The sequence below is a fragment of the Kosakonia cowanii JCM 10956 = DSM 18146 genome, from assembly GCF_001975225.1.
GTDB classification, from domain to species: Bacteria; Pseudomonadota; Gammaproteobacteria; order Enterobacterales; family Enterobacteriaceae; genus Kosakonia; species Kosakonia cowanii.
On record NZ_CP019445.1, the window covers coordinates 157,922 to 178,736 of the forward strand.

Below are 20,815 nucleotides of genomic sequence, written 5' to 3' on the forward strand. Positions count from 1 at the left end.
GCGTTCCTGATGGGTTAACAGAACGCTGAGTGTGCCCGTCCCTTGTGCGGCGGGCGTCCTGAAACGCGATCGAGGACCGGTTTAGCGGATTTCGGGCATAAAAAAACCCGCCGAAGCGGGTTTTTATAACGAGAAACGATTACTCGTTGTCGGAACCACCCAGACCTGCGTTCAGCAGTTCTGCAAGGCTCGCGGACGCGTCTTCCGCAGTGACCTGCGGTGCTGCCGGCAGTTCGCCAGCGGCGCGACGGCGCATACGATCCTGGTGGTACGCATAACCGGTACCGGCCGGGATCAGACGACCCACGATAACGTTCTCTTTCAGACCGCGCAGTTCGTCGCGTTTGCCCGCAACGGCTGCTTCGGTAAGCACACGAGTCGTCTCCTGGAACGATGCCGCGGAGATGAAGGACTCGGTCGCCAGAGACGCTTTGGTGATACCCAGCAGATCGCGTGCATAGGTTGCACTGATTTTGCCGTTCGATTCGAGATCGCGGTTAGCAATCTTGACGCGAGAGTATTCAACCTGCTCGCCTTCCAGGAACTCGGAGCTGCCCGCGTTCACGATGGTGGCTTTACGCAGCATCTGACGAACGATAACTTCGATGTGCTTATCGTTGATCTTAACGCCCTGCAGACGGTAAACGTCCTGTACTTCGTTGGTGATATAACGCGTTACCGCGTGTACGCCACGAAGACGCAGAATGTCGTGCGGTGCTTCCGGACCGTCGGAAACCACGTCACCACGTTCTACACGTTCACCTTCAAACACGTTGAGCTGACGCCATTTCGGGATCATCTCTTCATACGGATCGCTACCGTCAACCGGCGTGATCACCAGACGGCGTTTCCCTTTGGTCTCTTTACCGAAGGAAATAATACCGCTGATTTCAGCCAGGATTGCCGGCTCTTTCGGACGACGTGCTTCGAACAGATCCGCAACGCGCGGCAGACCACCGGTAATATCCTTGGTACCGCCGGATTCCTGCGGAATACGTGCCAGGGTGTCACCGGAGCTGATCTGTACGCCATCTTCCAGCTGAACAATCGCTTTACCCGGCAGGAAGTACTGGGCAGGCATATCGGTGCCTGGGATCAGTACGTCGTTACCATTGGCATCAACGATTTTCAGTGCCGGACGCAGGTCTTTACCGCCAGCGGTACGCTCTGCAGAGTCCAGAACCACCAGCGAAGAGAGACCGGTCAGTTCGTCGGTCTGACGGGTAATCGTCTGACCATCGATCATGTCGGTGAAGCGGATGAAACCAGCCACTTCGGTGATTACCGGCATGGTGTGCGGATCCCAGTTTGCAACGGTTTCACCGCCGGCAACCTGCTCGCCATCACCCTTCGCCATCACCGCACCGTAAGGCACTTTATAGCTCTCTTTGGTACGACCGAATTCGTCGATCAGTTTCAGCTCAGTGTTACGGGAGGTGACCACCAGCTTACCGCTGGAGTTAACAACCGACTTCGCATTGCTCAGACGGATGCTACCTTTGTTTTTCACCTGGATGCTGGATTCAGCAGCCGCACGCGATGCCGCACCACCGATGTGGAACGTACGCATCGTCAGCTGTGTACCCGGCTCACCGATGGACTGTGCTGCGATAACGCCGATTGCTTCACCTTTGTTGATGATGTGGCCACGCGCCAGGTCACGACCATAGCAGTGGGCGCACACACCAAAGTCGGTGTCGCAGGATACAACGGAACGCACTTTCACGGAGTCGACAGAGTTCGCTTCCAGCAGGTCACACCACTGTTCGTGCAGCAGCGTGTTGCGCGGAACCAGAATGTCTGCGGTGCCCGGCTTCAGAATATCTTCAGCGGTCACACGACCCAGAACGCGATCGCGCAGCGGCTCTTTAACGTCGCCACCTTCGATAACCGGCGTCATGGTGATCCCTTCGAGGGTGCCACAATCGTCTTCGGTTACAACCAGATCCTGTGCCACGTCAACCAGACGACGGGTCAGGTAACCGGAGTTCGCGGTTTTCAGTGCGGTATCCGCCAGACCTTTACGCGCACCGTGCGTGGAGATGAAGTACTGGAGTACGTTCAGACCTTCACGGAAGTTCGCGGTGATCGGCGTTTCGATGATGGAGCCATCCGGCTTCGCCATCAGACCACGCATACCAGCAAGCTGACGAATCTGGGCCGCAGAACCACGCGCACCGGAGTCGGCCATCATGTAGATGCTGTTAAAGGAAACCTGCTGCTCTTCAACGCCGTCACGGTTAATAACGGTTTCAGTCTGCAGGTTATCCATCATCGCTTTGGATACGCGATCGTTCGCCGCGGCCCAAATATCGATAACTTTGTTATAGCGTTCGCCCGCGGTTACCAGACCAGACTGGAACTGCTCCTGAATTTCAGCAACTTCAGCTTCCGCTTCGGAGATGATCTCGTGTTTCTTCTCCGGGATGACCATGTCATCAATACCAACGGATGCACCTGAACGCGCTGCATAAGCAAAGCCGGTGTACATCGTCTGGTCAGCGAAGATAACGGTCGGCTTCAGACCCAGAATGCGGTAACAGGTGTTCAGCATTTTGGAGATCGCTTTCTTGCCCAGCGCCTGGTTGACGATGGAGAAAGGCAGACCTTTCGGTACGATCATCCACAGAATGGCACGGCCAACGGTCGTGTCTTTCAGGCTGGTGGTCGCAACGAACTCGCCGTTAGCATCTTTTTCATATTCGGTGATACGCACTTTAACGCGCGCATGCAGAGAGGCCAGGCCAGCGCGATAAATACGCTCAGCTTCTTTCGGGCCAGTCAGCACCATGCCTTCGCCTTTGGCGTTAACACAGTCACGGGTCATGTAGTAGAGACCCAGTACAACGTCCTGAGACGGAACGATGATTGGTTCGCCGTTCGCCGGAGAGAGGATGTTGTTGGTAGACATCATCAGCGCACGCGCTTCCAGCTGTGCTTCCAGCGTCAGCGGTACGTGAACAGCCATCTGGTCACCATCGAAGTCGGCGTTGTATGCCGCACAAACCAGCGGGTGCAGCTGGATCGCTTTACCTTCGATCAGTACCGGTTCAAACGCCTGGATACCCAGACGGTGCAGTGTTGGTGCACGGTTCAGCAGTACCGGGTGTTCGCGGATAACTTCGTCAAGGATATCCCAAACGACAGCTTCTTCGCGCTCAACCATTTTCTTCGCGGCTTTGATGGTGGTGGCGAGGCCACGCAGTTCCAGCTTGCCGTAAATGAACGGTTTGAACAGCTCCAGCGCCATTTTCTTCGGCAGACCGCACTGATGCAGACGCAGGTATGGACCTACGGTGATTACAGAACGACCGGAGTAGTCAACACGCTTACCGAGCAGGTTCTGACGGAAACGACCCTGCTTACCTTTGATCATATCGGCCAAAGATTTCAGCGGACGCTTGTTGGAACCGGTGATCGCACGACCGCGACGGCCGTTATCCAGCAGGGCGTCGACCGCTTCCTGCAGCATACGTTTTTCGTTGCGTACGATGATGTCCGGCGCCGCCAGATCCAGCAGACGTTTCAGACGGTTGTTACGGTTGATCACGCGACGGTACAGATCGTTCAGATCCGACGTTGCGAAACGACCACCGTCCAGCGGAACCAGCGGACGCAGGTCCGGCGGCAGCACTGGCAGAACGGTCAGGATCATCCACTCCGGCTTGTTACCAGACTGTACGAACGCTTCCAGCAGCTTGATACGCTTGGTCAGCTTCTTACGTTTGGTTTCGGAGTTGGTTTCGTTCAGCTCTTCACGCAGCTGTTCGCACTCTTGCTCCAGATCCATGCTTTTCAGCAGGGCCTGGATCGCTTCGGCGCCCATCTTCGCGTCAAATTCGTCACCGAACTCTTCCAGCGCGTCCAGATACTGCTCTTCAGTCAGGATCTGGTTACGTTCCAGGTTGGTCATCCCACCTTCGATAACCACATAGGATTCGAAGTAGAGAACGCGTTCGATATCACGCAGCGGCATATCCAGCAGCAGACCGATACGGGACGGCAGTGATTTCAGGAACCAAATGTGCGCGGTCGGGGAAGCCAGTTCGATGTGGCCCATGCGCTCACGTCGCACTTTAGTCTGGGTCACTTCAACGCCGCACTTCTCACAGATCACACCGCGGTGTTTCAGGCGCTTGTACTTACCGCACAGGCACTCATAATCTTTTACTGGCCCGAAAATACGCGCACAGAAAAGGCCGTCACGCTCAGGTTTGAACGTACGGTAGTTGATGGTTTCTGGCTTCTTAACTTCACCAAAAGACCATGAACGGATCATGTCTGGCGAAGCCAGAGCAATTTTGATCGCATCAAACTCTTCGGTTTTAGTTTGCGCTTTCAGAAACTTTAATAAGTCTTTCACGGATTTGCTCCCGTCGGAGTTAGCACAATCTGGTGCCGGGTGTTACCCCGGCACCAGTGACCTGTTTGAGCGAGAGTTACTCGTCTTCCAGCTCGATGTTGATACCCAGCGAACGAATCTCTTTCAACAGTACGTTGAAGGACTCTGGCATCCCCGGTTCCATCTGATGGTTGCCGTCCACGATGTTCTTATACATCTTGGTACGACCATTCACGTCATCAGACTTAACGGTGAGCATTTCCTGCAGGGTGTATGCCGCGCCATATGCTTCCAGCGCCCACACTTCCATCTCCCCGAAGCGCTGACCACCGAACTGCGCCTTACCACCCAGCGGCTGCTGAGTAACCAGGCTGTAGGAACCGGTGGAACGCGCATGCATTTTGTCATCAACCAGGTGGTTCAGTTTCAGCATGTACATGTAGCCAACGGTAACCTGGCGCTCGAACTGCTCACCGGTACGACCGTCGAACAGAGTGATCTGACCGGAAGTCGGCAGGCCACCCAGCTGTAACAGTTCCTTGATTTCAGACTCTTTCGCACCGTCGAAGACCGGCGTTGCGATCGGCATGCCTTTACGCAGGTTTTCAGCCAGACGCAGCACTTCGTCATCGCTGAAGGTGCTCAGGTCGACTTTCTGACGAACGTCAGCGCCCAGATCGTATGCACGCTGGATGAACTCGCGCAGTTTCGCGACTTCCTGCTGCTGTTTCAGCATGGCGTTAATCTTGTCGCCAATACCTTTCGCAGCCATACCCAGGTGGGTTTCAAGGATCTGACCGATGTTCATACGAGACGGTACGCCCAGCGGGTTCAGTACGATGTCTACCGGCGTGCCGTTTTCATCGTATGGCATATCTTCGATCGGGTTGATCTTGGAGATAACACCCTTGTTACCGTGACGACCTGCCATCTTATCACCAGGCTGGATCTGACGTTTAACGGCCAGATAAACCTTAACAATCTTCAGCACGCCCGGTGCCAGATCGTCGCCCTGAGTAATCTTACGGCGTTTCGCTTCGAGTTTTTTCTCGAACTCGTGTTTCAGTTCGTCGTACTGCTCAGCCAGTTGTTCCAGCTGATTCTGTTTCGCTTCGTCGGTCAGGCCGAGTTCCAGCCAGCGGTCGCGCGGCAGTTTGTCGAGCTTCTCAGCTTCAACGCCACCGGATACCAGCACGGAGTGGATACGGCTGAACAGGCCAGCTTCGAGGATCTGCAGTTCTTCAGACAGGTCTTTCTTCGCCTGTTTGAGCTGCATTTCTTCGATTTCCAGCGCACGCTTGTCTTTTTCCACGCCATCGCGGGTGAAGACCTGAACGTCGATAACCGTGCCGGAAACACCGTTTGGTACGCGCAGAGAAGAGTCTTTAACGTCAGACGCTTTCTCACCGAAGATAGCGCGCAGCAGTTTCTCTTCTGGTGTCAGCTGGGTTTCACCTTTCGGCGTTACCTTACCAACCAGAATGTCGCCGCCGGTCACTTCTGCACCGATGTAAACGATACCGGATTCATCCAGTTTGGAGAGCGCAGCTTCACCCACGTTCGGGATATCAGCGGTGATCTCTTCCGGCCCCAGTTTGGTGTCACGGGACACACAAGCCAGTTCCTGGATGTGAATAGTGGTGAAACGATCTTCCTGAACCACACGCTCGGAGACGAGGATGGAGTCTTCGAAGTTGTAACCGTTCCACGGCATGAACGCTACGCGCATGTTCTGACCGAGCGCCAGTTCACCGAGGTCGGTGGACGGACCATCTGCCAGCACGTCGCCGCGCTCAATCGGCTCACCCAGGTAAACACACGGCATCTGGTTGATGCAGGTGTTCTGGTTAGAACGGGTGTATTTGGTCAGGTTATAGATGTCGATACCTGCTTCGCCCGGGTACATCTCGTCTTCGTTAACTTTGATAACGATACGGGAAGCATCCACGTACTGAACAGTACCGCCACGTTTCGCAACGGCAGTTACGCCGGAGTCAACGGCAACAGCACGTTCCATACCGGTACCAACCAGCGGCTTATCAGCGCGCAGAGTCGGAACCGCCTGACGTTGCATGTTCGCACCCATCAATGCACGGTTGGCGTCATCGTGTTCCAGGAACGGAATCAGGGATGCACCGACGGAAACCACCTGCTGGGTGGATACGTCCATGTAGTCAACCTGGTCTGCGCTGAAGAGGCTTGATTCGCCTTTGCTGCGGCACGTTACCAGATCTTCTGCAAAACGCCCTTCTTCCGTCAGGTTGGTGTTCGCCTGAGCGATAACGTAGTTACCCTCTTCAATTGCAGAGAGGTAATGGATCTCGTCAGTCACCACGCCGTCAGTCACTTTACGGTACGGCGTTTCGAGGAAGCCGTATTCGTTAGTCTGTGCATAGACGGAGAGGGAGTTAATCAGACCGATGTTCGGACCTTCAGGCGTTTCGATTGGACATACGCGACCGTAGTGGGTCGGGTGTACGTCTCGAACTTCAAAGCCTGCGCGCTCACGGGTCAGACCGCCCGGGCCAAGTGCAGAGATACGACGTTTGTGCGTAATCTCAGACAGCGGGTTGTTCTGATCCATAAACTGGGAGAGCTGGCTGGAACCGAAGAACTCTTTCACCGCCGCTGAAATCGGCTTGGCGTTGATCATGTCCTGCGGCATCAGGGTATCCAGATCGCCCAGAGAGAGACGCTCTTTCACCGCACGCTCTACACGCACCAGGCCAACGCGGAATTGGTTTTCCGCCATTTCGCCTACGGAACGGATACGACGGTTGCCGAGGTGGTCGATATCATCCACTTCACCGATGCCGTTACGGATACCGATGAGCTTCTTCATCACTTCAATGATGTCGTCGTTGCTCAGGATACCGGAACCTTCAATGCTGTCGCGCAGCAGAGAACGGTTGAACTTCATGCGGCCTACCGCAGAAAGGTCGTAGCGGTCTTCGGAGAAGAACAGGTTTTCGAAGAGGCTTTCAGCCGCTTCGCGAGTCGGCGGCTCACCCGGGCGCATCATGCGGTAGATTTCTACCAGCGCGCTCAGACGATCGTTAGTTGGGTCGACGCGTACGGTTTCAGAGATGTACGGGCCGTGATCCAGATCGTTGGTGAACAGCGTTTCGATACGTTTGTGACCAGCCTGGCTCAGTTTAGCCAGCAGATCGAGCGACAGCTCCATGTTAGCCGGGCAGATCAGCTCGCCAGTGGATTCGTCAACGTAGTCTTTCGCCGCAACTTTGCCTGCGATGTACTCAACCGGCACTTCGATATGTTGGATTTCGTCTTTTTCCAGCTGACGAATGTGGCGCGCGGTGATGCGGCGGCCTTTCTCAACATACATTTTGCCGTTGGCTTCGATATCGAAGGAGGCGGTTTCGCCACGCAGACGTTCCGGTACCAGTTCCATCTGCAGCTTGTTGTCGCGGATCTCAAAGACCACTTTTTCAAAGAACAGGTCAAGGATCTGTTCAGTGGTGTAGTTCAGCGCGCGCAGAATGATGGTGGCCGGCAGCTTACGACGACGGTCGATACGAACGAACAGGTTGTCTTTCGGATCGAACTCAAAGTCCAGCCATGACCCACGGTAAGGGATGATACGTGCGTTATAGAGCACCTTACCGGAAGAGTGGGTTTTACCCTTGTCGCTGTCAAAGAAGACGCCCGGGCTACGGTGCAGCTGAGAAACGATAACACGCTCAGTACCGTTGATAACAAAGGTACCGTTGTCGGTCATGAGCGGAATTTCGCCCATGTAGACTTCTTGTTCTTTAATGTCTTTTACGGTGCCTTCCGGCGCTTCGCGCTCGTAGATCACCAGACGCAGTTTTACGCGCAGCGGGGCGGAGTACGTCACACCACGGATTTGACACTCTTTAACGTCAAATACGGGTTCGCCAAGACGGTAGCTGACGTATTGCAGTTCCGAATTGCCGCTGTAGCTCTTGATCGGGAACACGGAGCGGAATGCCGCTTCGAGCCCGTACTGGCCTTCAGGATCTTGCTCGATGAACTTCTGGAACGAGTCAAGCTGGATAGAAAGGAGATAGGGAACATCCAGTACTTGTGGACGTTTACCAAAATCCTTACGAATACGTTTTTTCTCGGTATAGGAGTAAACCATAGGGTTCCTCAGCTCGCTGACAAGTCGACCCATCTGCCCAGGGAAAGGACAGTTTGTGCAACACTATTTTTTTGACCGGAAAGTGGAGCACTTTCCGCAATGCTTGTTGCTATCACGCTTAAATCATTTCATTGCGATTTACACAGCGCCGAGCGACTGTCGCAGTATATTAAGTCGTCGATAGAAACAAGCATTGAAAAGGCAACAGGTAGTCAAACAGTGTGAAACACTACCAGCGCCTTCTACAGCGCAAAAAGGCTGGTGACCAAAAAGTCACCAGCCATCAGCCTGATTTCTCAGGCTGCAACCGGAAGGGTTGGCTTATTTAACTTCAACTTCAGCGCCAGCTTCTTCCAGAGATTTTTTCAGAGCTTCAGCGTCATCTTTGCTCACGCCTTCTTTCAGAGCGGCCGGAGCAGATTCTACCAGGTCTTTAGCTTCTTTCAGACCCAAGCCAGTTGCGCCACGTACTGCTTTGATAACAGCAACTTTGTTAGCGCCAACAGCTTTCAGAATAACGTCGAATTCAGTTTTCTCTTCAGCAGCTTCAGCAGCCGGGCCAGCAGCAACAGCTACAGCGGCAGCAGCAGAAACACCGAATTTTTCTTCCATTGCAGAGATCAGTTCAACAACGTCCATTACGGACATAGCGGAAACTGCTTCAATGATTTGATCTTTAGTGATAGACATTTAAATTGTTCCTGAATATCAGAATAAGTTTATACGTAAGCGAATGCGTTATAGAGAAAACTGCGATTAAGCAGCTTCTTTCGCATCGCGTACAGCAGCCAGAGTACGAACCAGTTTGCCAGCAGAGGCTTCTTTCATGGTTGCCATCAGGCGTGCAATTGCTTCTTCGTAGGTCGGCAGGGTTGCCAGGCGATCGATCTGGGACGCCGGGATCAACTCACCTTCAAAGGCAGCGGCTTTGACCTCAAATTTTGCATTCGCTTTCGCGAAATCTTTGAACAGACGAGCAGCAGCGCCCGGGTGTTCCATAGAATATGCAATCAGGGTCGGACCAACGAACGCGTCTTTCAGGCACTCGAACTGAGTACCTTCAACAACACGGCGCAGCAGGGTGTTGCGAACAACACGCATGTAAACGCCGGCTTCGCGACCTGCTTTACGCAGTTCGGTCATTTTATCTACGGTAACGCCACGGGAATCCGCAACAACCGCAGACAGCGCGCCTTTGGCTACTTCGCTGACTTCAGCAACAATCGCTTGTTTGTCTTGAAGATTTAAAGCCATTAGCTTTGCTCCTGGATGTTTGCCAGGGCTCATGCCCTGGAACTCACTTCACTCTTTTCAACGAAAAGAGCGTCTTAATACGGTGAGCAGAAACAAGCCAAAGAGTACTTAAAAAATATTCTTCAGGTTCTGTCACCGTCTACGCAGGGAATTAAGTCTCTTGCGAAACACCTGCGGTCTTCGACGGAGGCCTGGATAGGCCAGGCTCCAACGAACAAATCTGTTTGTTTGCTAGCTTACGCGAGCAAAACGTGGGGGAAGATTGTAGACAAATCCGCCACCCACGTAAAGGCGAATATTAGTTCGCCGCTGCGTTCAGACCAGCCTGGTCTACCGCAACACCAGCACCCATGGTGGTGGAGATGCTAACTTTCTTGATGTACACGCCTTTCGCCTGAGACGGTTTTGCTTTTTTCAGCGCAACCAGCAGAGACTCCAGGTTTTCTTTCAGTTTGTCAGCGTCAAAGTCCACTTTACCGATGGTGGTGTGGATGATGCCGTTTTTGTCGTTACGGTAACGAACCTGACCCGCTTTAGCGTTCTTAACCGCTTCAGCAACGTTCGGCGTTACAGTACCAACTTTCGGGTTCGGCATCAGGCCGCGCGGACCCAGAACCTGGCCCAGCTGGCCAACAACGCGCATTGCATCCGGAGAAGCAATAACAACGTCAAAGTTCATTTCGCCTTTCTTGATCTGGTCAGCCAGATCTTCCATACCTACCAGCTCAGCGCCAGCTGCTTTAGCAGCTTCAGCGTTCGGGCCCTGGGCAAATACGGCTACGCGAACAGAACGGCCAGTACCGTGCGGCAGTACAGTTGCACCACGTACGTTCTGGTCAGATTTACGTGCGTCGATGCCGAGGTTAACGGCAACGTCTACGCTTTCTACGAATTTAGCAGTGGCCAGCTCTTTCAGCAGAGCAATGGCTTCGTTGATGTCGTACTGTTTGGTCGCATCAACTTTGTCACGGATCACGCGCATACGCTTGGTCAGTTTAGCCATTTCTTAATCCTCCACTACCAGGCCCATGGAACGCGCAGTACCTTCGATTGAGCGAGTCATCGCTTCAATGTCAGAACCGGTCATGTCCGCGGCTTTAGTCTGAGCGATTTCCTGCAGCTGAGCGCGGGAGATGGTGCCCACTTTGTCTTTGTTCGGCTTGCCGGAACCAGACTTGATACCAGCCGCTTTCTTCAGCAGAACTGCTGCCGGAGGCGTTTTGGTAATGAAAGTGAAGGAACGGTCAGCGTAAACGGTAATAACAACCGGAATCGGCAGACCTTTTTCCATGGATTCTGTTTTTGCGTTGAACGCTTTGCAGAATTCCATGATGTTAACACCCTGCTGACCCAGAGCCGGACCAACCGGTGGGCTCGGGTTTGCCATGCCAGCTGCAACCTGCAGCTTGACGTAGGCCTGGACTTTCTTAGCCATTGAAATTTCCTCGTTTGGGTATAGCGCCCCGAAAGGCTCCCCGTGGTTAAAACTGTTTTACCGGTTCAGAACCCGTAAAAACAAAAGGCGCGAAATTGTATGTCAATTTCGCGCCTTGTGCAACGTTTGATCGCCGAATATTTAGGCTTTTTCGACCTGGCTAAAGTCCAGCTCTACCGGGGTCGCACGACCGAAGATAGAAACGGAAACTTTCAGGCGGGACTTCTCGTAGTCCACCTCTTCAACCACACCGTTAAAGTCGGCAAACGGACCATCGCTAACGCGGACCATTTCACCCGGCTCGAACAGCGTTTTCGGACGCGGCTTATCACCAACCTGCTGCAGGCGGTTCATGATCGCATCCACTTCTTTGTCGCTAATCGGCGCCGGACGATCGGAGGTGCCACCGATGAAGCCCATTACGCGCGGAACGCTGCGCACCAGGTGCCAGCTGGCGTCGTTCATTACCATCTGGACAAGTACGTAGCCCGGGAAGAATTTGCGTTCGCTTTTGCGACGCTGGCCGCCACGGATTTCGACCACTTCTTCGGTCGGCACCATAACTTCGCCAAACAACTCTTCCATGTTGTGTAATTTGATATGCTCGCGCAGCGACGTTGCTACGCGGCCTTCAAAACCGGAAAACGCCTGAACGACGTACCAGCGCTTTTTAGGAGCTTCAGACATCTCAGAACCTCAGGCCAGTGATAAAGGAAACCAGGCGGACCAGAATACCATCCAGCCCCCACAGGATCAGTGACATAACTGCGGTGACCGCAGCCACAATCAACGTGGTGTGCAATGTTTCCTGACGAGTGGGCCAAATCACTTTACGTACTTCGGTTCTCGCTTCACGGGCAAAAGCAACGGTCGCTTTTCCCTTCGTCGTCAACAGCGCGACACCACCTGCTGCAGCAATCAGAATTACAACTGCCAGCGCGCGGAGCGGCAGCATCATGTCACGATAAAGATAGTTGCCAACGATAGCCACGAGCAGCAGTACTGCAACAACAACCCACTTCATCGCTTCCAGGCCGCGCCCGCTCCCTTGAGCTTCGGTATTCGCACTCATAAACCAACCTGTCACAAGAATTCAGACAAACATTTTTGCCCCGCATAAGCGAGGCAACCAAACCGAAATGCTCTGGCGAGTTTCGGACTCACGCCCTCTTCAGAGCCTGTCTCAGCAATGATTATGGACAAAAAAATCACTGATGAGCCAGGTTCTGGGTCGAAAGCGTACAAAAAGGGCATCAAATGATGCCCTTTTCTTGCGCATTGCGTCAAATGTTATCAGCGATTAGCTGAGAACTTTTGCTACAACGCCCGCGCCAACGGTACGGCCGCCTTCACGGATTGCGAAACGCAGACCATCGTCCATCGCAATCGGGTGAATCAGGGTAACAACCATTTTGATGTTGTCGCCCGGCATTACCATCTCAACACCTTCCGGCAGTTCGATGGTGCCAGTCACGTCAGTTGTACGGAAGTAGAACTGCGGACGGTAGCCTTTGAAGAACGGAGTATGACGGCCGCCTTCATCTTTGGACAGGATGTACACTTCAGATTCGAATTTGGTGTGCGGCTTGATGGAACCCGGCTTAGCCAGTACCTGACCACGTTCGATTTCTTCACGTTTGATACCACGCAGCAGAACACCAACGTTCTCACCAGCACGGCCTTCGTCCAGCAGTTTGCGGAACATTTCAACGCCGGTACAGGTAGATTTCGCGGTGTCTTTGATACCAACGATTTCAACTTCTTCACCAACTTTGATGATACCGCGCTCTACACGACCGGTAACAACGGTACCACGACCGGAGATGGAGAATACGTCTTCGATCGGCAGCAGGAACGGCTTGTCAATCGCGCGCTCTGGTTCCGGGATGTAGGAATCCAGGTAGCCAGCCAGCTCGATGATTTTCTCTTCCCACTCAGCTTCGCCTTCCAGCGCTTTCAGCGCGGAACCGCGAACGATCGGGGTGTCGTCGCCCGGGAAGTCGTACTGAGACAGCAGCTCACGCACTTCCATCTCAACCAGTTCCAGCAGTTCTTCGTCATCAACCATGTCACATTTGTTCAGGAACACGATGATGAACGGAACGCCTACCTGACGACCCAGCAGGATGTGCTCACGGGTCTGCGGCATCGGGCCGTCAGTCGCAGCAACAACCAGGATCGCGCCGTCCATCTGCGCAGCACCGGTGATCATGTTTTTAACATAGTCGGCGTGGCCCGGGCAGTCTACGTGCGCGTAGTGGCGAGTCGGGGTGTCATATTCAACGTGAGAGGTGTTGATGGTGATACCACGAGCTTTTTCTTCCGGCGCGTTATCGATCTGGTCGAATGCGCGAGCAGCACCGCCGTAGGTCTTAGCCAGTACGGTAGTGATTGCAGCAGTCAGCGTTGTTTTACCATGGTCAACGTGGCCGATAGTACCGACGTTAACGTGCGGTTTTGTACGTTCAAACTTTTCTTTAGACATCGATTGTCCCTCTAAGACACGGATAAATCGGTGATATCACCACATCAACCAGGCAACATGCCCGACTCGTTGAATGCTAAATAACAGAAGAGAAACCAGGAAGGAGAAGTGAAGTGGTGCTGATACCCAGAGTCGAACTGGGGACCTCACCCTTACCAAGGGTGCGCTCTACCAACTGAGCCATATCAGCACGTCTGGAGCGGGCAGCGGGAATCGAACCCGCATCATCAGCTTGGAAGGCTGAGGTAATAGCCATTATACGATGCCCGCATCCTGAAACTCGGCTACCCAGTGCTTCTGTATTGCCGGGAGAAGATTCTCTCCCTGAGAGCTGATTCACTACTGACACCAACTCAGGTTACGTTTTAGCGTAACCGAAAATGGTGGTGGGGGAAGGATTCGAACCTTCGAAGTCTGTGACGGCAGATTTACAGTCTGCTCCCTTTGGCCGCTCGGGAACCCCACCGGACTTGATGGTGCCGACTACCGGAATCGAACTGGTGACCTACTGATTACAAGTCAGTTGCTCTACCTACTGAGCTAAGTCGGCATCAAGTAGCGCGCATTCTAGGGAGACCTGCGGAGGGATGCAACAAAAAAATTGCACAAAATGCTCTATCGCTCACATTTTGCACGACAACACGAATAAATGCTGTAATTTCATGCAACACCGTGGAAAAAACCACCATTTCTGCTCGCGAATTGGGTGCGCCAAAAGGTCCACTCGTCCCCTTTGATTACATTGCCTGTTTGAGGATCCATCTTAATAGGCATGAGCGATGTGTGGGAAACACTCTCCGGGGCGTGATTTTTCATATTATTCACTGTCATCTGGTGTTAACCTCCTGCCCATTGTTCCCACTTATTTAATAACGCCGAGCCATAGCATTATCTAAAGAGATGCTCTCGTTGCGCGCCGCCGGGCGCACCGCAGAGAGCCATGGCAGGCTGATAAAAGCGTATGAGTAAAAAAGAGCAAACGTTAATGACGCCCTACCTACAGTTTAATCGCAGCCAGTGGGCTGCCCTTCGTGCTTCGGTTCCTATGACCCTGACCGAGGGCGAAATCGCGAGATTAAAAGGCATTAATGAAGACCTTTCTTTAGAAGAAGTGGCGGAAATTTATCTCCCTCTTTCCCGTTTACTCAATTTCTATATCAGCTCTAACTTGCGCCGCCAGGCCGTGCTTGAACAATTCCTTGGCACTAATGGGCAGCGCATTCCTTATATCATCAGCATTGCCGGAAGCGTGGCGGTAGGTAAAAGCACCACGGCACGTGTACTGCAAGCCTTGTTGAGCCGCTGGCCCGAGCATCGTCGCGTTGAACTCATTACTACCGATGGTTTTTTGCATCCAAACCAGGTGTTGAAAGATCGCGGTCTGATGAAGAAGAAGGGCTTTCCGCAATCCTATGATATGCATCGCCTTGTGAAATTCGTGTCAGATATCAAATCAGGGGTGACCAATGTCACCGCGCCGGTCTATTCGCACCTGATTTATGATGTTATTCCGGATGGCGACAAGACAGTTGCTCAGCCCGATATTCTGATTCTTGAAGGGCTGAATGTGCTGCAAAGCGGTATGGATTATCCTCATGACCCGCATCATGTATTTGTCTCTGACTTTGTCGATTTTTCAATATATGTCGACGCGCCTGAGGAGCTGCTGCAGAACTGGTATATCAATCGCTTCCTGAAATTCCGTGAAGGCGCTTTTACCAATCCCGATTCTTATTTCCATAACTATGCGAAATTATCGAAAGAGGAAGCCATCGAGATTGCGCAATCGCTGTGGAAAGAAATTAACGGCTTAAATCTTAAAGAAAATATCCTCCCAACACGCGAGCGAGCGAGCCTGATTATGACCAAAAGCGCTAATCATGCTGTTGAAGAAGTGCGTCTGCGTAAGTAATAAAAAGGGAGCATCTCTGCTCCCTTGAAGTTATTCCGCGCTGCGTAGCGATATTTCCCCACCAACCCAGGGTTTAACTACGCCATCCTGCTCAAGCAATAAAGCCCCCTGCGAATCGATGCCTCGAGAGATACCGAAGATCTCTTTCTCGCCAATAATCAATTTAACCGGACGGTTAATAAAATTATCCAGCACTTCCCAGCGGGCAAGAAAAGGCGTGAGTCCCTCTTGTTCAAAGCAGTGCAGTGCGCTGCGTAACTCAGTGATAAGCCGTGCAGCAAGAACGTTGCGGTCAATACGCACGCCCGCTTCCTGCAGGTTGATCCAGCCCTGATTGATATCACCTGCCTGCGCATTTCGCATCGCCAGATTGACACCGGCACCGATAACGATCTGCGCCGCATCGCCTGTTTTCCCTGTTAATTCAACGAGAATACCGGCAAGTTTGCGATCGTTAAGATAAAGATCGTTAGGCCATTTAACGCGCACCTGGTCAGCACCCAAATCGCGTAATACTTCAGTCATGACGATGCCAATAACCAGGCTTAAACCGATAGCGGCTGCGGGACCTTGTTCAAGACGCCAGTACATGGAGATATAGAGATTGGCCCCAAAGGGCGAAACCCATTTCCGGCCACGGCGTCCTCGGCCTGCCTGCTGATACTCAGCGACACAGGCATCGCCTGACTGCAACCCGGCAAGACGATCGAGCAAATACTGGTTAGTGGAGTCAATGACAGGCAATACAGCCACACTTCCTTGCGCAACTTCACGACGGATGAATGTCTCATCCAATAGTTGAATAGGTTCAGGAAGGCTGTAGCCTTTCCCAGGCACGGTAAACACATCCACACCCCAGTCCCTGAGCGTCTGTATATGTTTATTAATTGCAGCCCGGCTCATACCCAGGCTCTCGCCAAGCTGTTCACCGGAGTGAAACTCGCCGTCAGCCAGAATCGAGATAAGCGTCAATGGGATAGTATTATCTTTCACGCAATAACCTCCACGGCATTCACCTCACCGGCATGGCCAATAAAGCGCACCTCTGGCTCCAGCCAGACGTTAAATTTTTCGCCGACGCGCTGGCGCACTAAATGGGCAAGCTGAACCACATCATCACTTGTCGCCTGGCCTGCATTAATGAGCACCAGAGCCTGTAAGTGATGAACGGCAGCACCGCCTGTTGATGTCCCTTTCAACTGACATTGATCGATAAGCCAACCGGCGGCCAGTTTTACCGAGCCATCGGTCTGTGGATAGTGGGGGGCATGAGGATGCGCAGCCAGTAGAGCAACCGCCTCTTCAGCCGTGATCACCGGATTTTTGAAGAAACTGCCCGCGTTACCATACACTTTTGGGTCCGGCAGCTTGCTGGTACGCATATGACAGACGGCATCGAAGACCTGCTGCGGTGTGACTGTCGCAGGATCAAGCCGGGTGAGGTCTCCATAGGTGAGTACCGGTTGCCACGCTTTAGCCAGACGCAATCCTACGGCAGTGATCGCAACGCGATCCTGATACTCATGCTTGAATATGCTATCGCGGTAGCCGAAACGGCACTCTTTTGCGCTTAACCGCTGTTGTTTACCGCTGCTCAATTCAACGCAATCAACGTAATCGCAGACACGCTGCAGCTCAACGCCATACGCGCCGATATTCTGGATAGGTGAGGATCCCGTGCAGCCAGGGATCAGCGCGAGGTTTTCCAGACCGGGCATTTCGCGTTCAAGCGTGAATTGCACAAGCTGATGCCAGTTCTCACCGGCGCCAACATGCAGAAGCCATGCATCAGCCTCTTCGCTAATCTTGATGCCTTTGATGCGATTGATGATGACGGTTCCGGCAAAATCCTCCAGGAAAAGCACATTACTGCCCTCTCCAAGGATTAGCACCGGTTGCTGCTGCTCTACTGCACTCTGCCAGGCTTCCAGCAGTTGATGGGTATTCTCGGCGCATACGATGCGACGGGCATTATGCTCGATACCAAAAGTGTTCCACGGCTTAAGGGAGAGATTCATTCACGCTATCCTGATGCAAAAACAGGGCTAGTTTACCGTATACGAAGGGGGAGTGCTTGCGGTGTTTCAGGAAGATACAACGCAAAAAGCCTCATGCTTTCGCATGAGGCTTTCGGCTTAATTTGATGCCTGGCAGTTCCCTACTCTCGCATGGGGAGACCCCACACTACCATCGGCGCTACGGCGTTTCACTTCTGAGTTCGGCATGGGGTCAGGTGGGACCACCGCGCTAGTGCCGCCAGGCAAATTCTGTTGCCATCCCGCGTTAGCCGGACGGCTTAATCTGTATCAGCTGAAAATCTGTCTCTCATCGCCAAAACATCTTCGGCGTTGTAAGGTTAAGCCTCACGGTTCATTAGTACCGGTTAGCTCAACGCATCGCTGCGCTTACACACCCGGCCTATCAACGTCGTCGTCTTCAACGTTCCTTCAGGACTCTCAAGGAGTCAGGGAGAACTCATCTCGGGGCAAGTTTCGTGCTTAGATGCTTTCAGCACTTATCTCTTCCGCATTTAGCTACCGGGCAGTGCCATTGGCATGACAACCCGAACACCAGTGATGCGTCCACTCCGGTCCTCTCGTACTAGGAGCAGCCCCCCTCAATTCTCCAGCGCCCACGGCAGATAGGGACCGAACTGTCTCACGACGTTCTAAACCCAGCTCGCGTACCACTTTAAATGGCGAACAGCCATACCCTTGGGACCTACTTCAGCCCCAGGATGTGATGAGCCGACATCGAGGTGCCAAACACCGCCGTCGATATGAACTCTTGGGCGGTATCAGCCTGTTATCCCCGGAGTACCTTTTATCCGTTGAGCGATGGCCCTTCCATTCAGAACCACCGGATCACTATGACCTGCTTTCGCACCTGCTCGCGCCGTCACGCTCGCAGTCAAGCCAGCTTATGCCATTGCACTAACCTCCTGATGTCCGACCAGGATTAGCTGACCTTCGTGCTCCTCCGTTACGCTTTAGGAGGAGACCGCCCCAGTCAAACTACCCACCAGACACTGTCCGCAACCCGGATCACGGGTCCACGTTAGAACATCAAACATTAAAGGGTGGTATTTCAAGGTTGGCTCCACGCAGACTGGCGTCCACGCTTCAAAGCCTCCCACCTATCCTACACATCAAGGCTCAATGTTCAGTGTCAAGCTATAGTAAAGGTTCACGGGGTCTTTCCGTCTTGCCGCGGGTACACTGCATCTTCACAGCGAGTTCAATTTCACTGAGTCTCGGGTGGAGACAGCCTGGCCATCATTACGCCATTCGTGCAGGTCGGAACTTACCCGACAAGGAATTTCGCTACCTTAGGACCGTTATAGTTACGGCCGCCGTTTACCGGGGCTTCGATCAAGAGCTTCACCTTGCGGTTGACCCCATCAATTAACCTTCCGGCACCGGGCAGGCGTCACACCGTATACGTCCACTTTCGTGTTTGCACAGTGCTGTGTTTTTAATAAACAGTTGCAGCCAGCTGGTATCTTCGACTGGTTTCAGCTCCGCGAGCAAGTCGCTTCACCTACACACCAGCGTGCCTTCTCCCGAAGTTACGGCACCATTTTGCCTAGTTCCTTCACCCGAGTTCTCTCAAGCGCCTTGGTATTCTCTACCTGACCACCTGTGTCGGTTTGGGGTACGATTTCGTGTTACCTGATGCTTAGAGGCTTTTCCTGGAAGCAGGGCATTTGTCACTTCAGCACCGTGGTGCCTCGTCATCACGCCTCAGTGTTAAAGTGAACCGGATTTACCTGGAACACACACCTACACGCTTAAACCGGGACAACCGTCGCCCGGCCGACATAGCCTTCTCCGTCCCCCCTTCGCAGTAACACCAAGTACAGGAATATTAACCTGTTTCCCATCGACTACGCCTTTCGGCCTCGCCTTAGGGGTCGACTCACCCTGCCCCGATTAACGTTGGACAGGAACCCTTGGTCTTCCGGCGAGCGGGCTTTTCACCCGCTTTATCGTTACTTATGTCAGCATTCGCACTTCTGATACCTCCAGCAGCCCTCACAGGCCACCTTCGACGGCTTACAGAACGCTCCCCTACCCAACAACACATAGTGTCGCTGCCGCAGCTTCGGTGCATGGTTTAGCCCCGTTACATCTTCCGCGCAGGCCGACTCGACCAGTGAGCTATTACGCTTTCTTTAAATGATGGCTGCTTCTAAGCCAACATCCTGGCTGTCTGTGCCTTCCCACATCGTTTCCCACTTAACCATGACTTTGGGACCTTAGCTGGCGGTCTGGGTTGTTTCCCTCTTCACGACGGACGTTAGCACCCGCCGTGTGTCTCCCGTGATAACATTCTCCGGTATTCGTAGTTTGCATCGGGTTGGTAAGCCGGGATGGCCCCCTAGCCGAAACAGTGCTCTACCCCCGGAGATGAATTCACGAGGCGCTACCTAAATAGCTTTCGGGGAGAACCAGCTATCTCCCGGTTTGATTGGCCTTTCACCCCCAGCCACAGGTCATCCGCTAATTTTTCAACATTAGTCGGTTCGGTCCTCCAGTTAGTGTTACCCAACCTTCAACCTGCCCATGGCTAGATCACCGGGTTTCGGGTCTATACCCTGCAACTTAACGCCCAGTTAAGACTCGGTTTCCCTGCGGCTCCCCTATACGGTTAACCTTGCTACAGAATATAAGTCGCTGACCCATTATACAAAAGGTACGCAGTCACCCCATAAAAGAGGCTCCCACTGCTTGTACGTACACGGTTTCAGGTTCTGTTTCACTCCCCTCGCCGGGGTTCTTTTCGCCTTTCCCTCACGGTACTGGTTCACTATCGGTCAGTCAGGAGTATTTAGCCTTGGAGGATGGTCCCCCCATATTCAGACAGGATACCACGTGTCCCGCCCTACTCATCGAGCTCACAGCAAGAGTGCTTTTGTGTACGGGGCTGTCACCCTGTATCGCGCGACTTTCCAGACGCTTCCACTAACACTCAGGCTGATTCAGGCTCTGGGCTGTTCCCCGTTCGCTCGCCGCTACTGGGGGAATCTCGGTTGATTTCTTTTCCTCGGGGTACTTAGATGTTTCAGTTCCCCCGGTTCGCCTCGTTAACCTATGTATTCAGTTAACGATAGTGCAACGGATTGCACTGGGTTTCCCCATTCGGACATCGCCGGTTATAACGGTTCATATCACCTTACCGGCGCTTTTCGCAGATTAGCACGTCCTTCATCGCCTCTGACTGCCAGGGCATCCACCGTGTACGCTTAGTCGCTTAACCTC

12 protein-coding genes, 4 tRNA genes and 2 rRNA genes are annotated in these 20,815 nt (G+C 53.1%); 1 reads left to right on the top strand and 17 read right to left on the bottom strand.

Features of this window, described 5'->3' with window-relative positions:
- Positions 1 to 139 precede the first annotated feature (139 nt).
- From rpoC to BWI95_RS00815, 13 genes are all read right to left on the bottom strand, one after another.
- Positions 140 to 4,363, bottom strand: coding sequence for a DNA-directed RNA polymerase subunit beta' (gene rpoC / locus BWI95_RS00745; RefSeq protein WP_023479382.1), 4,224 nt, complete (start codon positions 4,361 to 4,363; stop codon positions 140 to 142).
- 76 nt (positions 4,364 to 4,439) lie between these two features.
- Positions 4,440 to 8,468: a DNA-directed RNA polymerase subunit beta gene (gene rpoB / locus BWI95_RS00750; RefSeq protein ID WP_023479402.1), complete on the bottom strand. Its 4,029-nt coding sequence runs from the start codon at positions 8,466 to 8,468 to the stop codon at positions 4,440 to 4,442.
- A gap of 321 nt (positions 8,469 to 8,789) precedes the next feature.
- The gene (gene rplL / locus BWI95_RS00755) at positions 8,790 to 9,158 is read right to left on the bottom strand and encodes a 50S ribosomal protein L7/L12 (RefSeq protein WP_023479395.1); all 369 of its coding nucleotides are present in this window, start codon (positions 9,156 to 9,158) and stop codon (positions 8,790 to 8,792) included.
- A 66-nt stretch (positions 9,159 to 9,224) separates the two neighbouring features.
- Entirely contained in the window at positions 9,225 to 9,722 is a 498-nt protein-coding gene (rplJ, locus tag BWI95_RS00760) for a 50S ribosomal protein L10 (protein ID WP_007704673.1), read from the bottom strand.
- Positions 9,723 to 10,020: 298 nt separating this feature from the next.
- Positions 10,021 to 10,725, bottom strand: coding sequence for a 50S ribosomal protein L1 (gene rplA, locus BWI95_RS00770; protein ID WP_023479399.1), 705 nt, complete (start codon positions 10,723 to 10,725; stop codon positions 10,021 to 10,023).
- A 3-nt stretch (positions 10,726 to 10,728) separates the two neighbouring features.
- Positions 10,729 to 11,157, bottom strand: coding sequence for a 50S ribosomal protein L11 (rplK, locus tag BWI95_RS00775; protein WP_054804427.1), 429 nt, complete (start codon positions 11,155 to 11,157; stop codon positions 10,729 to 10,731).
- A gap of 141 nt (positions 11,158 to 11,298) precedes the next feature.
- The gene (gene nusG / locus BWI95_RS00780) at positions 11,299 to 11,844 is read right to left on the bottom strand and encodes a transcription termination/antitermination protein NusG (protein ID WP_006816549.1); all 546 of its coding nucleotides are present in this window, start codon (positions 11,842 to 11,844) and stop codon (positions 11,299 to 11,301) included.
- A gap of 1 nt (position 11,845) precedes the next feature.
- Entirely contained in the window at positions 11,846 to 12,229 is a 384-nt protein-coding gene (gene secE / locus BWI95_RS00785; protein WP_003033128.1) for a preprotein translocase subunit SecE, read from the bottom strand.
- A gap of 228 nt (positions 12,230 to 12,457) precedes the next feature.
- Complete coding sequence (gene tuf / locus BWI95_RS00795) at positions 12,458 to 13,642, bottom strand: elongation factor Tu (protein ID WP_076768836.1); 1,185 nt, start codon at positions 13,640 to 13,642, stop codon at positions 12,458 to 12,460.
- A gap of 114 nt (positions 13,643 to 13,756) precedes the next feature.
- A tRNA-Thr gene (locus tag BWI95_RS00800) sits at positions 13,757 to 13,832 on the bottom strand.
- Between the two features lie 5 nt (positions 13,833 to 13,837).
- Positions 13,838 to 13,912, bottom strand: a tRNA-Gly gene (locus tag BWI95_RS00805).
- Between the two features lie 111 nt (positions 13,913 to 14,023).
- Positions 14,024 to 14,108 (bottom strand) — tRNA-Tyr (locus BWI95_RS00810).
- A gap of 8 nt (positions 14,109 to 14,116) precedes the next feature.
- Positions 14,117 to 14,192: transfer RNA gene (locus BWI95_RS00815), tRNA-Thr, on the bottom strand.
- A 411-nt stretch (positions 14,193 to 14,603) separates the two neighbouring features.
- On the opposite strand from BWI95_RS00815, the gene coaA reads away from it, so the two are divergent.
- Complete coding sequence (coaA, locus tag BWI95_RS00820; protein WP_076768837.1) at positions 14,604 to 15,554, top strand: type I pantothenate kinase; 951 nt, start codon at positions 14,604 to 14,606, stop codon at positions 15,552 to 15,554.
- Positions 15,555 to 15,584: 30 nt separating this feature from the next.
- Here coaA and birA read toward each other — a convergent pair whose 3' ends face one another.
- The 4 genes from birA to BWI95_RS00840 form a co-directional block, all read right to left on the bottom strand.
- Complete coding sequence (gene birA / locus BWI95_RS00825) at positions 15,585 to 16,547, bottom strand: bifunctional biotin--[acetyl-CoA-carboxylase] ligase/biotin operon repressor BirA (RefSeq protein ID WP_054804683.1); 963 nt, start codon at positions 16,545 to 16,547, stop codon at positions 15,585 to 15,587.
- On the bottom strand, positions 16,544 to 17,572 hold the full coding sequence (gene murB / locus BWI95_RS00830; RefSeq protein WP_054804684.1) for a UDP-N-acetylmuramate dehydrogenase: 1,029 nt from the start codon (positions 17,570 to 17,572) through the stop codon (positions 16,544 to 16,546). Before murB ends, birA begins: the two co-directional genes overlap by 4 nt.
- A gap of 127 nt (positions 17,573 to 17,699) precedes the next feature.
- Positions 17,700 to 17,815: ribosomal RNA gene (gene rrf / locus BWI95_RS00835) — 5S ribosomal RNA — on the bottom strand.
- A gap of 91 nt (positions 17,816 to 17,906) precedes the next feature.
- Positions 17,907 to 20,813: ribosomal RNA gene (locus BWI95_RS00840) — 23S ribosomal RNA — on the bottom strand.
- Positions 20,814 to 20,815 lie beyond the last annotated feature (2 nt).

Coding starts and splice junctions, on each gene's coding strand:
- rpoB (WP_023479402.1), bottom strand. CDS start 8,468: ATGGTTTACTCCTATACCGAGAAAAAACGTATTCGTAAGGATTTTGGT.
- rplL (WP_023479395.1), bottom strand. CDS start 9,158: ATGTCTATCACTAAAGATCAAATCATTGAAGCAGTTTCCGCTATGTCC.
- rplJ (WP_007704673.1), bottom strand. CDS start 9,722: ATGGCTTTAAATCTTCAAGACAAACAAGCGATTGTTGCTGAAGTCAGC.
- rplA (WP_023479399.1), bottom strand. CDS start 10,725: ATGGCTAAACTGACCAAGCGTATGCGCGTGATCCGTGACAAAGTTGAT.
- rplK (WP_054804427.1), bottom strand. CDS start 11,157: ATGGCTAAGAAAGTCCAGGCCTACGTCAAGCTGCAGGTTGCAGCTGGC.
- nusG (WP_006816549.1), bottom strand. CDS start 11,844: ATGTCTGAAGCTCCTAAAAAGCGCTGGTACGTCGTTCAGGCGTTTTCC.
- secE (WP_003033128.1), bottom strand. CDS start 12,229: ATGAGTGCGAATACCGAAGCTCAAGGGAGCGGGCGCGGCCTGGAAGCG.
- tuf (WP_076768836.1), bottom strand. CDS start 13,642: ATGTCTAAAGAAAAGTTTGAACGTACAAAACCGCACGTTAACGTCGGT.
- coaA (WP_076768837.1), top strand. CDS start 14,604: ATGAGTAAAAAAGAGCAAACGTTAATGACGCCCTACCTACAGTTTAAT.
- murB (WP_054804684.1), bottom strand. CDS start 17,572: ATGAATCTCTCCCTTAAGCCGTGGAACACTTTTGGTATCGAGCATAAT.